This window comes from Leptolyngbya sp. KIOST-1 (assembly GCF_000763385.1).
In the GTDB taxonomy this organism is placed as follows: Bacteria; Cyanobacteriota; Cyanobacteriia; order Phormidesmidales; family Phormidesmidaceae; genus Nodosilinea.
Genome location: NZ_JQFA01000002.1, coordinates 278865 through 291636, shown reverse-complemented (window position 1 = coordinate 291636; position 12772 = coordinate 278865). Strand labels below are relative to the sequence as shown.

Annotated in this window: 17 protein-coding genes and 3 pseudogenes; 7 read left to right on the top strand and 13 right to left on the bottom strand. The window is 55.6% G+C overall.

Going from position 1 to position 12772, the window contains the following annotated elements; translation table 11 throughout:
- Positions 1 to 240: 240 nt before the first annotated feature.
- Together NF78_RS01410 and NF78_RS01405 are read right to left on the bottom strand one after the other, a co-directional pair.
- Positions 241 to 1494, bottom strand: coding sequence for a tetratricopeptide repeat protein (locus NF78_RS01410; protein WP_225885199.1), 1254 nt, complete (start codon positions 1492 to 1494; stop codon positions 241 to 243).
- A gap of 164 nt (positions 1495 to 1658) precedes the next feature.
- A complete protein-coding gene (locus tag NF78_RS01405; RefSeq protein WP_035984468.1) occupies positions 1659 to 2090 on the bottom strand; it encodes a YidH family protein in 432 nt (143 codons plus the stop codon).
- Positions 2091 to 2163: 73 nt separating this feature from the next.
- Between NF78_RS01405 and NF78_RS01400 the strand changes: the two genes are divergently transcribed.
- Both NF78_RS01400 and NF78_RS01395 read left to right on the top strand, forming a co-directional pair.
- Entirely contained in the window at positions 2164 to 2397 is a 234-nt protein-coding gene (locus tag NF78_RS01400; RefSeq protein WP_035984467.1) for a hypothetical protein, read from the top strand.
- Entirely contained in the window at positions 2330 to 2650 is a 321-nt protein-coding gene (locus tag NF78_RS01395) for a type II toxin-antitoxin system RelE/ParE family toxin (RefSeq protein ID WP_318655443.1), read from the top strand. Before NF78_RS01400 ends, NF78_RS01395 begins: the two co-directional genes overlap by 68 nt.
- 15 nt (positions 2651 to 2665) lie before the next feature.
- On the opposite strand, the gene NF78_RS01390 is transcribed toward NF78_RS01395, so the two are convergent.
- Positions 2666 to 3343 carry a cadmium resistance transporter gene (locus tag NF78_RS01390; protein WP_035984464.1) on the bottom strand — a complete coding sequence of 226 codons (678 nt, stop codon included), beginning with the start codon at positions 3341 to 3343 and terminating at the stop codon, positions 2666 to 2668.
- 403 nt (positions 3344 to 3746) lie between these two features.
- On the opposite strand from NF78_RS01390, the pseudogene NF78_RS32100 reads away from it, so the two are divergent.
- Positions 3747 to 4407, top strand: a pseudogene (locus NF78_RS32100) (transposase); the annotation flags it as partial.
- 47 nt (positions 4408 to 4454) lie between these two features.
- On the opposite strand, the gene mobF reads toward NF78_RS32100, so the two are convergent.
- Complete coding sequence (mobF, locus tag NF78_RS01375) at positions 4455 to 5360, bottom strand: MobF family relaxase (protein ID WP_035984435.1); 906 nt, start codon at positions 5358 to 5360, stop codon at positions 4455 to 4457.
- Between the two features lie 299 nt (positions 5361 to 5659).
- Between mobF and NF78_RS01370 the strand changes: the two genes are divergently transcribed.
- Both NF78_RS01370 and NF78_RS30680 read left to right on the top strand, forming a co-directional pair.
- Entirely contained in the window at positions 5660 to 6010 is a 351-nt protein-coding gene (locus NF78_RS01370; protein ID WP_156119595.1) for a hypothetical protein, read from the top strand.
- Positions 5977 to 6306: pseudogene (locus tag NF78_RS30680) on the top strand (IS1 family transposase); the annotation flags it as partial. The gene NF78_RS01370 and the pseudogene NF78_RS30680, both read left to right, overlap by 34 nt.
- Here the strand turns inward: NF78_RS30680 and NF78_RS33330 are convergent.
- The 5 genes from NF78_RS33330 to NF78_RS01355 all read right to left on the bottom strand — a co-directional run bounded on the left by NF78_RS33330 (position 6194) and on the right by NF78_RS01355 (position 7534).
- Entirely contained in the window at positions 6194 to 6481 is a 288-nt protein-coding gene (locus NF78_RS33330) for a DUF5615 family PIN-like protein (protein WP_412768527.1), read from the bottom strand. The pseudogene NF78_RS30680 and the gene NF78_RS33330 sit on opposite strands and share 113 nt — an antisense overlap.
- Positions 6482 to 6555: 74 nt before the next feature.
- Entirely contained in the window at positions 6556 to 6723 is a 168-nt protein-coding gene (locus NF78_RS32755) for a DUF433 domain-containing protein (protein WP_263970625.1), read from the bottom strand.
- Complete coding sequence (locus NF78_RS32750) at positions 6687 to 6881, bottom strand: hypothetical protein (protein ID WP_263970526.1); 195 nt, start codon at positions 6879 to 6881, stop codon at positions 6687 to 6689. The genes NF78_RS32755 and NF78_RS32750 overlap by 37 nt, the downstream gene beginning before the upstream one ends.
- A 126-nt stretch (positions 6882 to 7007) precedes the next feature.
- A complete protein-coding gene (locus tag NF78_RS01360) occupies positions 7008 to 7265 on the bottom strand; it encodes a BrnA antitoxin family protein (RefSeq protein ID WP_035984461.1) in 258 nt (85 codons plus the stop codon).
- Positions 7266 to 7267: 2 nt separating this feature from the next.
- Positions 7268 to 7534 (bottom strand): BrnT family toxin, encoded by a 267-nt coding sequence (locus tag NF78_RS01355; protein WP_035984460.1) that lies wholly within the window; start codon positions 7532 to 7534, stop codon positions 7268 to 7270.
- Between the two features lie 728 nt (positions 7535 to 8262).
- Between NF78_RS01355 and NF78_RS28825 the strand changes: the two are divergent.
- Positions 8263 to 8994 (top strand): annotated as a pseudogene (locus NF78_RS28825) (reverse transcriptase domain-containing protein); the annotation flags it as partial.
- 25 nt (positions 8995 to 9019) lie between these two features.
- On the opposite strand, the gene NF78_RS01350 reads toward NF78_RS28825, so the two are convergent.
- From NF78_RS01350 to NF78_RS01340, 3 genes are all read right to left on the bottom strand, one after another.
- On the bottom strand, positions 9020 to 9736 hold the full coding sequence (locus NF78_RS01350; protein WP_052049551.1) for an ArnT family glycosyltransferase: 717 nt from the start codon (positions 9734 to 9736) through the stop codon (positions 9020 to 9022).
- Positions 9729 to 10025, bottom strand: coding sequence for a hypothetical protein (locus tag NF78_RS01345; protein WP_263970525.1), 297 nt, complete (start codon positions 10023 to 10025; stop codon positions 9729 to 9731). The genes NF78_RS01350 and NF78_RS01345 overlap by 8 nt, the downstream gene beginning before the upstream one ends.
- 433 nt (positions 10026 to 10458) lie before the next feature.
- Positions 10459 to 11190 carry a hypothetical protein gene (locus tag NF78_RS01340; RefSeq protein ID WP_197064733.1) on the bottom strand — a complete coding sequence of 244 codons (732 nt, stop codon included), beginning with the start codon at positions 11188 to 11190 and terminating at the stop codon, positions 10459 to 10461.
- A gap of 734 nt (positions 11191 to 11924) precedes the next feature.
- On the opposite strand from NF78_RS01340, the gene NF78_RS27895 reads away from it, so the two are divergent.
- Positions 11925 to 12224, top strand: coding sequence for a hypothetical protein (locus NF78_RS27895; protein ID WP_052049549.1), 300 nt, complete (start codon positions 11925 to 11927; stop codon positions 12222 to 12224).
- 90 nt (positions 12225 to 12314) lie between these two features.
- Here NF78_RS27895 and NF78_RS01330 read toward each other — a convergent pair whose 3' ends face one another.
- On the bottom strand, positions 12315 to 12590 hold the full coding sequence (locus NF78_RS01330; protein WP_197064732.1) for a hypothetical protein: 276 nt from the start codon (positions 12588 to 12590) through the stop codon (positions 12315 to 12317).
- Positions 12591 to 12772: the final 182 nt, after the last annotated feature.

Sequence of the window (12772 nt, the reverse complement as noted above, 5' to 3'; positions counted from 1 at the left end):
CACCAGTTCGATACGACAGCGACAATGCGCTGCTGGCCAAGGTTTTAACCGTATGAGTTGATCTTACGAAGGAGCTTTTATAAGAGCAAATAGTCTTATTTTTAGAAGTAATAGATTTTGTTGATGAATGGGTGGAGGGGTAGGGGGTAGGGGGTGAATTTGGTTGTTGGTTGCAAAGGTTGTGAGGGATCACTCCCCACTCCCCACTCTCCACTCCCCACCCCTCACTCCCCACTCCCCCTACGCCATCGCCAGCCGCCTCGGCTGCTCCACCGCGTGGCAATAGACCGCTCGAAACAGCGCCTGCTGGGTGTGGCTGCCGCCGAGGCGATAGAGGTGGGGCAGCACCGGGCGCAGGTGGGCGATCGCCCGCTCCCAATCCCCCTGGGCGTGGGCTACCAGTCCCTGGGCGGCAGGTACCGCCAGCTTCAGCCAGAGGTGCTGATTGGGCTTAATCAGGCTGTGGCCGTAGCTGGCCATGTTGTCAATCAGGGTGCGGGCGGCATCGGTGTGGCCCGCACGGGCCAGGGCGTAGACGTAGTGCAAATCCTGGAAGGGGAGGGCCTGTTCGGCCAGCCGCAGTTGGAGGGGGCGGGCCAGCGATCGCCAGCGCGACCCGACCTCTACCCCAGCCAGCTCCAGCCGCAGCAGCAGCGAAATTGCCCCCACCTGGTCTTTGGGGGTGTGCTGGCGGGCGCGGCCCCACACATGGCTGTCGTAGAGCCTGAGCACCGCCGCCGTGTCACCCAGGGCCAGATAGCTCAGGGCCACGTGCCACCAGTTGTGGGTAAAGAGCATCGAGTTGCAGGTGTCCCAGGTGTCAGCGTAGGTCATCATCCAGTCCACGGCCTCCCGGTGGCGGCCCTGGGCATCGAGCACGTGGGCCACAGCGTGGTGTGCCCAGGGGTTGTGGCGGCGCAGCTCCGTCGCCCGCCGTCCCAGGGCCTCGGCCTGGGTGAACTGGTGGCACTGTTCCAGGCCAAAGGCCAACAGGCTGTCGTGCAAAGGAGTGTGGCAAGGGGTGGGCTGAGCGGCCAGCGCCACGTTCAAGAGCCCCTGGCTGTCGCCCCGGTAGAAATAGTGGTACTGGGCCTGCTGCACCGCCACCAGATCTTGGGGAAACTCCTCCACCAGAGCGGTGTGGCAAGCGATCGCCCGCTCGATCTGGCCCTGCCCCCAGGCGTGGATGCCGTAGATGTAGAGCTGCTCCCGGCGCGAGACCTCAGCCGCCCCAGTCAGGGCCTTTTTAAGGTGGGGTCTGGCGCTAACCCGACCCGCCCAGTTTTCTTGACTGAGGTAGTGGGCGGCGGCGTAGGCGTGGGTGATCGCACAGTCGGCATCGGCGGCGATCGCCTGGTGAATGGTAGTTTCGGCCTCGCAGCCGTAGGTGAGTGCCTGGTCAATGAACTGGTTAATGGCCGCTACGGCCTGGGGAGAGTCGGTGCTAACGCCAAGGCCCTGAGCATCGTGAATCATGGTTGAGGTGGCCGCCATTAGTATAGGTAGCTACCATCATCCTTAAATTTGATCAAATTTCAAGTAAATCAGGAAACAATTGCAGATATTTTTAGCATGGAATCAAAGCCGATCTTTTTGCTGAATGCTAACTCTGTTAAGCAGCCTTGCTAGACCTCGGGCGGTGTTTAGACAACCGCTGACTATTCAAACATGGCTCCGGTGAGCAGCATTGGGGCGGTAAAGACGTAGTAGATGATGCCAGCCCCCAAAAAGAGCACGGCCAGGCTAAAGAGCGCTACCCAGCGATCGCCGGGTTCGTAGGTGTCGGCATCGATGTCGCGGCGCACGCCGTAGTAGTGCTGGGTGGAGAGCAGCACCGTCAGCAGGCCAATCACCGCAAAGGCCAACCCCAGTTTCCAGGTCACCCCCGTCGAGGCCACCAGCGGCACCTGAAACATGCGCAGGCGCACAATCACCAGGCCAAAGCCAATCAGGGAAATGGCGCTACGCATCCAGGCCAGGTAGGTGCGCTCGTTGGCCAGGTGCTCACGAATGCGATCGGAGCGGCGCTTGACGTTGGTCTGGTCGGCAGGGGTGTTGCTGGTACGGCGATGGGTGATGGTGAGGTGCATAGGGGTAGGGGGTAGGGAGTGAAGCGGTAGTAGGGGTTTTACAATGGGGCTATCCTGTGTGTCGGGTGGCCCTATGTTGAATTCCTCGGATACGCGAGAACAGATTTATCGCTATGTTGAGCAGCTGTCCCAAGAGCGGTTGGCGGTGGTACTCGACTTTTTGTCGTATCTGGTGGAACGTGAAAATAGCGATGCCACAGCAGAGCTTTTGGCCATTCCTGGATTTGCGCCTGAGTTAAATGCGGCTGAACAGGAAGCCGAGGTTGACGAGCTGGTCGATTGGCGAGCTTTGCGTAGCGATGTATAGGGTCAGGCTGACCAACCGTGCCGCTAAGTTCTATCGGTCAGCTGATACTTCGCTGGCAAAGCGGTTAGCGAGAGCATTTGAGACGTTAGAGCAAAACCCTCGCCAACATCCAAATATCAAAGCTTTAAAGGGAGAGTTGGCTGGGCGCTACCGCTATCGAATAGGAGACTATCGGGTTGTCTACCGCATTGATGAACAGGCGGCAGAGGTCATCATCTTGCTGATCAAGCACCGTCGAGATGTTTACGAATAGGGGTGGCGGGCTTGCCTACAGGCCGGGAACCAGGGCGGCAAAGAGCTGGTGGCTGCCGCTGTCGATCAGAATATTGGCCCCCAGCCAGATCAGCACGAAGGGGAAGGCGCGGCGTACGTAGCGGGCCATGATGAATGCCAACTGGGGCTGGCGCACCAGGCTGTAGGAGAGGGTCAGCCACAGGCCGATGGCGGCATAGCATACAGCCAGAATAATGCCGAGCCGGGGCAGGGTGGTGCTGGCAAACAGGGGAATGTAGATGGCCAGGTTGTTGCCGCCGTTGGCCAGGGTCACCGCCGATACTTTGTAGGTCTGGGGGTCGCGCAGGGTGTGCCACAGGGAGGTCTGCCGCACTTTGCGGTAGTGGGGGTTGGTGGGGTTGGCGATCGACACGTCTACCGTTTCGTCTTCGTCCATAGTTTGGCGGCTGAGCAGGGCGTTGACACCAATGGCGATGGGCAAGAAGCCCAGCAGGCCAATCCACATGTGGTCGATCATCAGCCCGGCCAAAAAGCCCAGCAGGCTGATGGCAATCAACCCGGTAAAGCCAATGAACTCACCGACGACCACGTGGCGGGGCCGAAAGGTGCGGTTGGTTTTGCTGAAGAACATGGTCAGGTAGATGTTGTCGTCAAAGGTGGTGGCGGTGGCGGTGGCCGCTCCGAGCATGACGGTCGGTACAATCCAATCCATGGGTAACCCCTAAAGGAAGAACACCCTAAATTTACGGGGGGTAGAAATTAAGAGCAAACGCTCTTTTTTGTGAAAACGATAAATTGCGGTTATGGATGCTGCGAAAAGGCTGAAACCCTTATATAGCAACAGTTTTATTGCAGCGTTTTTGTCAGTTGACAGTTGCCAAGCAGATTATTTTTAGGCACAAATTGTCAGGTTTTCAGTGTGATATAGCTTGTGATATAGCTACTTAGTAACGCGCAAAAGCTGACCAGAAATATTGTCTTGGCCGCTTAAGACACGATGAATTTGAGTAGTATAGACATCCCAATCCAAGTTTTTAGAGCACACAACAATTCCTGGGCACTGGTCTGTTAGGCGTTGATAGGTAGAATGACTGTAGTGTAACTACTTCAGCATGATGGATTGTCCTTACTGCCAAAGCCAACAAGTCGTGAAAAACGGGCGAGAGTCGCTTTCGGACGGCACTGTGCTTCAGCGCTATCGCTGTAAGGGTTGCAGCAAGTGCTTTAACGACCGAACCGGCACCCCGATGGCTCGCCTGCGCACCCCGAGTTCAGTGGTTGCGACCGCCCTCAATGGTCGCAGCGAAGGCCTGGGAGTGAGAGCAACCGGTCGCTTGTTTGGGGCGTCGCACTCTACCATTTTGCGGTGGGAAGAGCGCTTAGCCCGTCAAGCGGATGCCTGGTCACCGCCGGCCCCAGGTGGTCGAGAGGTAACGCTGGAAGGCGATGAAGTCTACACTCGCGTGGGCGAGAACCGTCCCCCCCAGTAGCGCCCAAGGGTGGACGATTCACTTTATTGAGCGCCAGAGCCGCTACTGGGTCTCAGCGATGGCCGGGCACAAAGACGAACTGCTGTTTCAACGGGGAACCCAACAGGCCTGGCAGTGGGCCAAACGCTGCCCGTTCATTCGCTGGTTTACCGATGGAGAACACCGCTATGCTAAAGCACTGTGGGACTTGGCTAGCGTCTATTTGGCCCTGAGGGAGTGTCCCAGTCGGTATCGCACCCGAAAAGTCTGGCGGTATGGCCTGGAAGTCGCCATGAAAGTGAAAGGTGAAGTGAACCCTTAGATTCGGACAGTAGATCAAGGGAATTAAGAGATCTACTCTTTTATATCATGCTTTTTCTTTTGTTGTTCATTCCATTTTTGTTCGTATTCTTCAGGTGTTAGATAACTTAGAGAGGAATGGATTCTTTTCTTCATATACACATCCTCCAAGAAGTGTTCGATCTGTTGATACGCCTCTGTAAAGTTTCGATATTCCGATAGATCAACTTCCTCCTCTTTTATGGTTCTCATTAATCGTTCGGCATAGCCGTTCTGCCAAGCTTGTCCGACTTCTGCCATGCTAATTTGGACTCCCTTCTCTTGAGCCTTCGGCTCAATCTGGTAGCCCTGCTGCCTCAGCGCGACGGCCAGTTCATTCTGGTAGATCTGGCCGAGGAGCTTTTGGTTGGCGATCGCCCCCTCATTGCTCAAACTAAACCACCGCCCATCCTCCAGCTGCGTCGCATTCATCACCACACAATGGCTATGCAACTGCGGCTCCGCCTCCCGGCTGGTGGAATGAGTGAACACCGCTGCGGCGATATTCCCTGTCGTCACCTTGGTTCTCCCTGCTTCTGTCGAAATTCGAGTTTGGGCATAGCGCTCTTCCAACACCGACAGCGCCTTCGCGACCGCCTGATGATGGACCGCCAACACCCGCTCATCCTGCTGCACCAGGGCTGCGATGCTGACGCTCTTGGGGGCACTAAAGGTAAAGTCTGTTGCCGCCCGCCGCTTTTCTGGATCGACCACCTTCCCCATCAGCGATCGCCCGTCCGGAGCCTGCCCAGAAAGCATCTGGCTGAATTCCTGCTGATTGACAATCCCAGCCAACCCCAACGACGCAGCCCCTTTCCCCACCCACTTTGTCGGATGAGCCGCTTCTTCTGCCGAGTAATAGTCCTCGTGGGTGTAGTAGGTCTCCGCTTGAGCGGCGGAGAGGTTGCTCGTGGAAAGCATGGAGAAGCTGGGTTAAAAATATGACGCCACCCTGAGGCGAGAGCGGCAGCGTCTTCAAAAACGGTAGAAACCCTGGGGGGAGGGCCGTTGCCCGGTTTTTGCCAAAACCCTGGCGTACTGTGTAGCCTTTCCGCGAAGCCCCTCAGAGGGGGCGTAGCACTGAGAACATGACCTGATCTAGCTAACATTGTATAACCATTTTTCGAGCATTTCTGGCTTAAAAGTAAATTTAATTAACCTTTTGAATCCTTTGAGGTTAGATAGCCCTATGGTGAAGGAGTAGCGTTCTAGGTTTCACAATGAAACTTTCTGCAGTTATCCCCCCTATGGTTCAGTTAGCCGCTGATCTAGGCTCGTCGGCCTCCAAGCTGTTCTACCAGGTCCAATTAGATCAATGCGCTCCGATTTGGATGGGAGCGGAAGTGGCAGATGGGTTATCTTCAGTCGTTCTATCCGGGGTGAGTACCGCTGGTCGTCCTCAAGACATGGCTTGGTTAGAGTTGGATAATGATGTAGTAATGGTGGGTGAAGCGGCTAAAGCGTTCTTGGAGATGAATAGCCTGTCCGCTAAAAAGTATGAGCAGGCGGTTTATAAACTGGCGGCAGCGTTGGGGGTGGGTCTCAAGGTCTCAGGCGGGTCGTGTGGGTGAGACCCGAGCATCCCTACACCGCGGTTAGCCCGCTAGCCGAGGTGCATGCCAACCATAACGAGGCTCACAATGCCGCCCTGAGGCGGCGATGCAGCGCTTATCGTCGGCGTCAAAACCTCTATGCTAAGACTCGTGATGGATTGCAACGAACCTTGGATGTTCAGCGGATCCTCCACAACTGGGTCAGGCCACACTGGGGACTGGGCAAACGGACGACTCCGGCCATGGCGATCGGCTTGTGTAGTCGCTTGCTATCCACCCAGGAACTTCTCTGCCTGAGAGGGTTTCAATGTATCTCCTCTTAACAGACCAGTGCCCAATTCCTGCATGGGCAGAAGACTGATTGTGGAGTTTAATAAAGTCTCGCCGATTTTGAGTAATGACGGCCCGATCTTGACTGATTGCAAACTGCAAAACCTCCTCATCTGGAATGCGTCGATTGGCTTGCCCGGCCTCTTGCACGGTGAGAATGTCGTAGCCCTAGGCTCTTAACCGTTGAGCTACCGGAAACGGAAACTGTTCGTCAGCATAAAGTCGTATCACCCTTAGGCGGCCTCGTTCTCACGGATGGCAGCCTCGATTTCAGACCGATAGATGTCGACATAGTGCCAGGCATTGGCTAAGTCAATGGCTGTAAGCTGGGGGTAGGCTTCCAAAATTTTGGCGTCGGTAGCCCCTAAGCGGCGATACTGCACCAGATCCCAAACGGGAATGCGGGTACCGGCAATGCAGGCATCGCCGCCGACAATGCCAGGTGCTTTTTCGATGCCGGCCAGGTGTTGCTGAGGCTTTGTACTAAAAGCTGCACCGCTTCGGCTTTTTCGGCAGGGGTTAGGGCGAGAAGATGGGCTTGCAATTCTTGGAGGGTCATGGCTTGGGCCTGATCGCTCTATGGGCGCAGGTGCTTTGCGGGCAACGCTATGAGTTTACGATACCTTTCTAACCGACAAGCTTGCTACCGTCCGTTGCGGCGGGGTGTTTGTCCTCAGCAACAGCTTTACCTCTCAATGCGTTCAAGTTCTTCACGAACTACTTTTCGTAGGGTTTCCTCAAGGGGTTGGCGAATAGTCTGAATATGTTGACGCAAGGCTTCATTAATCAAGGTTTGATAGTTTCCCCCGCCTGCACTATGAACCTGCTCACGAAACCACGCCAGGATGTCATCATCAAGCCGGATCGTGATACGCGTTTTGCCTGATGGTGTCGGGTCAACCGCGCCTCGCTTTCCCTGCCTAAAATCGTATTCGGTTTCCATAGTTATCCTTCCTCGTATTGCTGCCGCTCTTGCCTGCTTGCTTTGCGGGCTGAGATGACCCGAATCGCTTCGCCTCGCAGGGTGTAGACCACTACCAGAACCCGACCGAACCCATCTAATCCGATCGTGACGAACCGCTCTTCGTCAAATCGCTCGTCTGGAATGGTAAGGGCTAGGTCGTCGGAGAAAACGGCTACAGCATCAGCAAAGTCAATACCATGCTTACGCAGGTTGGCCGTGGCCTTATCCCTATTCCACTGGTAGACCATCTCAATTATAGTATGTACACTCGTGCATACTGTCAGGGATAGGCTCAACTATAGCTTCACAGCTTCCTCTTACCATCTCCAGAAACCGGGTTTTATCTGGCTTACAGGTCAACGAAGCTTCAGCAAGAACAGACTAACGTTCCCAATCACCCGCCGCAGACAACCCTGAACGCTCTTAGATAACCTATTAACGGTCGGGTGCATTGGGGTGTACGCCCAGCATGGGCGTGAACTAATGGGGTGAAAGTCCCCTGTGGGAGAACCAGCCATCCAAATGCTCGCAAGTCATAGGAGCCGAGAGATGGACAACCACTAGCTAAAGGCAAGGGCGTTTCCGCGAGGGAGGGTCTGGAGGAAGCCAGCGGCAAAGGTGCGAGCCGACGAACAGAAACGTCATAGAAGGCCGAGTTTCTGGGGCGAGTTGGCACAACACAACGAAGCCTTTTGGTTCAGGGGATACGGTAAATGACGCGGTTGCGCATCGACAGTTCACGGTCTTATCTGGGGAGGTCTGCCCTTTTGGCAGTCCTTGAGGCTAGGGGAGTCTGATTGAGGTCTGGCCGGAAACGGCCGGGTAGCCACAGAACCCTAAGGCATTGAGGACGGCCCAACGATTGGCAACAAACGTTGAAGGGGGCAGAAGTCAGCCGAGGTCATAGTAGTCAAACGCTGGCCTGTAATGGGCCAGATAGGGCGAAGGGCCGAACTTAACCAAGAAAGGAGGAGCCATGACAAACTCAGCCGTTTTGATGAACCCGAATGGGGGAGAAGCGGACTGGCGTAGACCCATGCAGCCAGCCTTAGAGACGAATTTGATGGAGCGAGTCCTCGACTCAGAGAACCTGCACCGAGCGTGGAAGCAAGTGAAGTCCAATCAAGGTGCCCCCGGCATAGACGGGATGGTGCTGGACGACTTTGCGGCCTACGCCCGACTTCACTGGGGAGAGATTCGCCAAACCTTACGAGATGGACGCTACCGCCCTGCTCCGGTGCGACGGGTCGTCATCCCCAAGCCAGGGGGCAAGGGAGAGCGGCTGTTGGGAGTTCCAACAGTCCTAGACCGGGTGATCCAGCAAGCCATCTCACAGGTGCTGACGCCACTGTTTGAGCCGGAGTTTTCCGAGTTCAGCTTTGGGTGTCGTCCCAACCGCAGTGCCCACGGCGCGATTAAACAGGTGAAGGCATACGTCAAGGAAGGCTATCGGGTGGTGGTGGATTTGGACTTGGAAAAGTTCTTTGACACCGTAAACCACGATGTCCTAATGGCAAGAGTCGCCCGCAAAGTGCGGGATAAGACCCTGCTAGCCTTGATAGGCCGATACCTGCGAGCCGGGGTCATGGTCGAGGGGGTAGTACAGGCCCCAGAGTGGGGGACACCGCAAGGGTCGCCCCTGTCGCCGCTGCTCGCCAACATCCTGTTGGATGACCTCGACCAAGAGTTGGAACGCCGGGGCCACCGCTTTACCCGCTATGTGGACGATGTGGTCATTTTGGGTAAAAGCGAAAGGAAAAAAAGTCGTGCTGGATATTCCAGATCAAGATCGGCGAGAGCACCAGCAGGAGCAGCCCCAGGGCCAGGTAGAGGCGGCGATCGCGCAGCAGCGACCGCCGCGTTTTGTCGCTCACCACCAGGGCAAAAAAGCCCAGCCCCACGAAGAGCGCATTGTACTTGCACAGGCCGGCCAGGCCCAGAAATAGAGCGGCACCGTATAGGTCTCTGCCGCTCCCAGCCGGATTGGTTACTGCTTCATCCACGTAGCGCACAAACAAAAAGCTGCTGATCACCGCAAAGGTGACCAGCCAGTGGTCGTGCCAGGCCAGGCCCAGGTACCAGAAAAACAGCGGCGATGACAGGCCCAGCAGCACCACCAGCCAGAGGCGATCGCGGGCCTGGTCGCCGTAGAGATAGCGGCAGATGCGGTAGAAAGTAAGCCCCAGTATGCCGCTGCTGATGGCGTTGGGCAGCCGCAGTACCAGAGGCGATCGGCCCAGGACCGAAAACAGCCCCTGCACCCAGGCGTGAAACGGCGGATGGTCGTAGTAGGAAAAGCCCGGACGCTGCCCCCACAGCCAGTAGTAGGCTTCGTCGGGGTTGGGGAAAGCCGTCAGCCAAAAGCCGATTCTCAGGGCCAAAAAGCCCAGCAAAAACCAGCGTCCCCAGTGCCAGACCGGGGACTGAAAGAGAGGCCAGCGCTTACTCATCGGGGGACTCTAGGGCGCTGGGGTCGATGTCGTCTAGCTCGGGAATGTCGCCCAGGTCAAGGGAACTGGGGGTCTCAGCCGGTTCCATTACCTCGGCATCGAAGGGCAGAATGACCGTGGGCAGCCCCGCCCCCTGCAACCCCTGAAGAATGTGCCCTGGCGTTTCGGGAAACACCACAAACAGCGGGTGGCTTTTGTCGGTGCCGTCGCTGAGCAGGTGCTGGTACTTTTGGGGCAGCAGCCACTCGTAGCCGCGATCGATCAAAATCTGCGTGTGCCGCCAGCGCATCAGCAAATCCGAAAAATCTTCCTGGGGCCGGTGGATGTAGACAAAGATCTCGACCCCCAGGGTGTTACTTCGTCTAGCAGGTAGGTTGAGAACCGCCCATTGCGGAGCCGCACGATGGGTGGTGTGGGAGGGGGGATTCGTGAGGATTCTCCCTATCCCGATTATGCCACACCTGTACAATTATGAGCTTCACATACTTTCCGGATTTGGATGTGTGTTCCACTCGCACTCACCACAAGTCATGTAGTAATCACCATCTGGTTCGATCATCGGGTCATAATGTGTACGAACATTGCGCGATTTGCAAACTGGACACTCCTCTGTGTTGTCGGTTCGATCTCGCATCAAAAGTTGAACAAAATGTCCAACCATAGTGTGTAATAGTCAAGACTTTATCTGACACTCCATGTAAACTTGTACTGACTTAGGAGTGTCACAATGAATACGCAAGAGAAGCGGCTGTACTATCCGCATCGCGATCATGCGTCAGCCAGTTGACAAGTTCCCACGTCTGGCTAGCAGTATTCTTGAGATACTTGCGGAGGCGTTGATTGCTGCTACCCCGACAGATTTGGTCTAGTAGTAGGTTACTCCACTCTTTTACATTGGCATCTTGGGGGCGCTCGATGTCCAAATCAATTTCAATTTTTCGGCGAACAGTAGCGATGAGTGAAATTAGACACTCACGAAGTTGCATACCCACTGCTTGATAATCTACAGCCTCAACTGCACGCTCATATTGGCGTTTTGCTTGTACTTGGCGGCGAAAGACCTCATCAAATGGGGATGGATCATCTGCATCGGCACCCTGCGGTCGGCTCCGTAGCCGCATCATCAGCCCGATATGAAACGACAGAGTGTAATCGAGACTTGGGAAATGCTCCTGCGAATAGAGGTTAGTCAGATTCGTAAGCACCCACCACCTATTTTGATCCGTAGTAACATCCCACATCTCATAGATGTCACCCAAGACGGCTTCTTGTTTTATCTTCTCGATGTGCAATACCTCTTCTTGTGCCTCGATTTCGACATAACGCGCGATGTCCTGTTCGCTGTGGGGATCGCTATCGACACGGTACGAATGCAATTCCGATGCAGGAATCGGATGCGAATGGACACAGTCATCTGCGGAATCATTAAAGTCTAAAGCAGAGGTTTCGTTCATCTACAGTTCGTCGTTCATTTTATAGCTTGCGGCATAACTATGGATTAAGTGTCAGATCTGCTAGATAAGACCCTATACTTCCGGTATTATCTGGCAAATCCACGAGATAACACCCAGATCTTAAGGTATTAGATAGTATATTTGCTGGATAAGCCCTGGGTTTTGGGGTGTTATCCGGCACATTTGAGGGTTAATTAGGAAAATTGGGGTGTTTATCCAGCATTTTTGACGGATAAGCACCTTCACAGATGTCTTATCCAGCGGTGGCTCCTTCACACCGCCCATGACAATTTCAGCTCGTTTACAATCAAGGCTCCACGGTTGACGGGGAGCGTCTGTACCAGTATTCTCATTCCTTAAGCCGTTTGAGTAGAACGGTCACCACACAGAACTCGAAAACGTTAGCGCTGTCCGCAGGTGTTTGCACCACCTACGAACAGCTGACCCCGCAAATCTAGCACGCAGATTGCGAGGCTACGGTCAATGGTACCCTAGCCCCCTCAGTTTGCACTTCAAGCGTGGGTGGCTAGGGTTTTCGCGTTCTGTTTCCCTCAGCCCTTTCCCCTCCTCGGAGGGGTGCCCGTAGGGCGGGGCGGGCCAGCCTTAGCAACAATCCGGCTGCTTACCGCGAGTAAGCCGGTGACCTGCCTGGGTTGCACCCACCCCTGCCCCTCCCAGGAGGGGATTGCAGGCAGGGCTTACTCACTGCAAATGCAAGTAAGGAAGCAGAACCCATGTTTGACCATCTCGACCCCGACTCCAACGACAGCCCAGAGGCCGGTTCCCTACCGCTGCCGCCCAACTCTGGCGGCAGCCACAGCGCCACCCGGCCCCTCACCCCCGAAAAAGTCCGCCACATGCTCTACGGCAGCCTCGCCGGGATCGATCGCACCATCAAAATCCTCCATAGCTTCGGCTATGCCGACCCCAACGACTGGAGCGACCCCATCCCCGTGCCCCAGAGCGCCGCCAGCCCCGCCCCCACCCCCCACCAGTGGATGGTGATCATGACCAAAACCGTGCTGCTGGAGTAGCCATTCAGTGCCAGGCGCGTTCCTAAAAACCAAGATCCCAGGGTTTTTCAAAAACCCTGGGATCTGCGCCACAGAACCATTTCGCGTCATTTATTCTGGGTTGTCGTCCATCAGCTCCACCAGGCGCGAAAACCAGTAGGCAATCTCTGGGTCGCAGCAGGTGGTCAATCGCGCAATCTCCCGCGCCAGTTGGTAAGTCGCCTCGCCCTTGGGATGGTGGCTCATCCCAGCGTGGTGCAGCAGAGCTGCTTTCAGGTCGCCGGGGTAAGCGGGGGTGTGGTGGCGCGGATCCTCAATCATCTGATCGAGGATCGGCTGCCAGTCGATCGCCTGCTTTGAACGTCTATGGGGAAGGGGAGTTTGCATAATGGCCTGCTTTTTTATAGATGGATGGATGTAGTTTTAGTATTCCCAGTGGGAGGTAGATGGGTAGGGGGTGGATGGGTAGATGGGTAGGGGGTGATGGGGTGGTGGGGTGATGGGGTGTTTGCTTCTCGACTTCATCCACTCATCCACTCATCCACTCATCCACTCATCCACTCATCCAC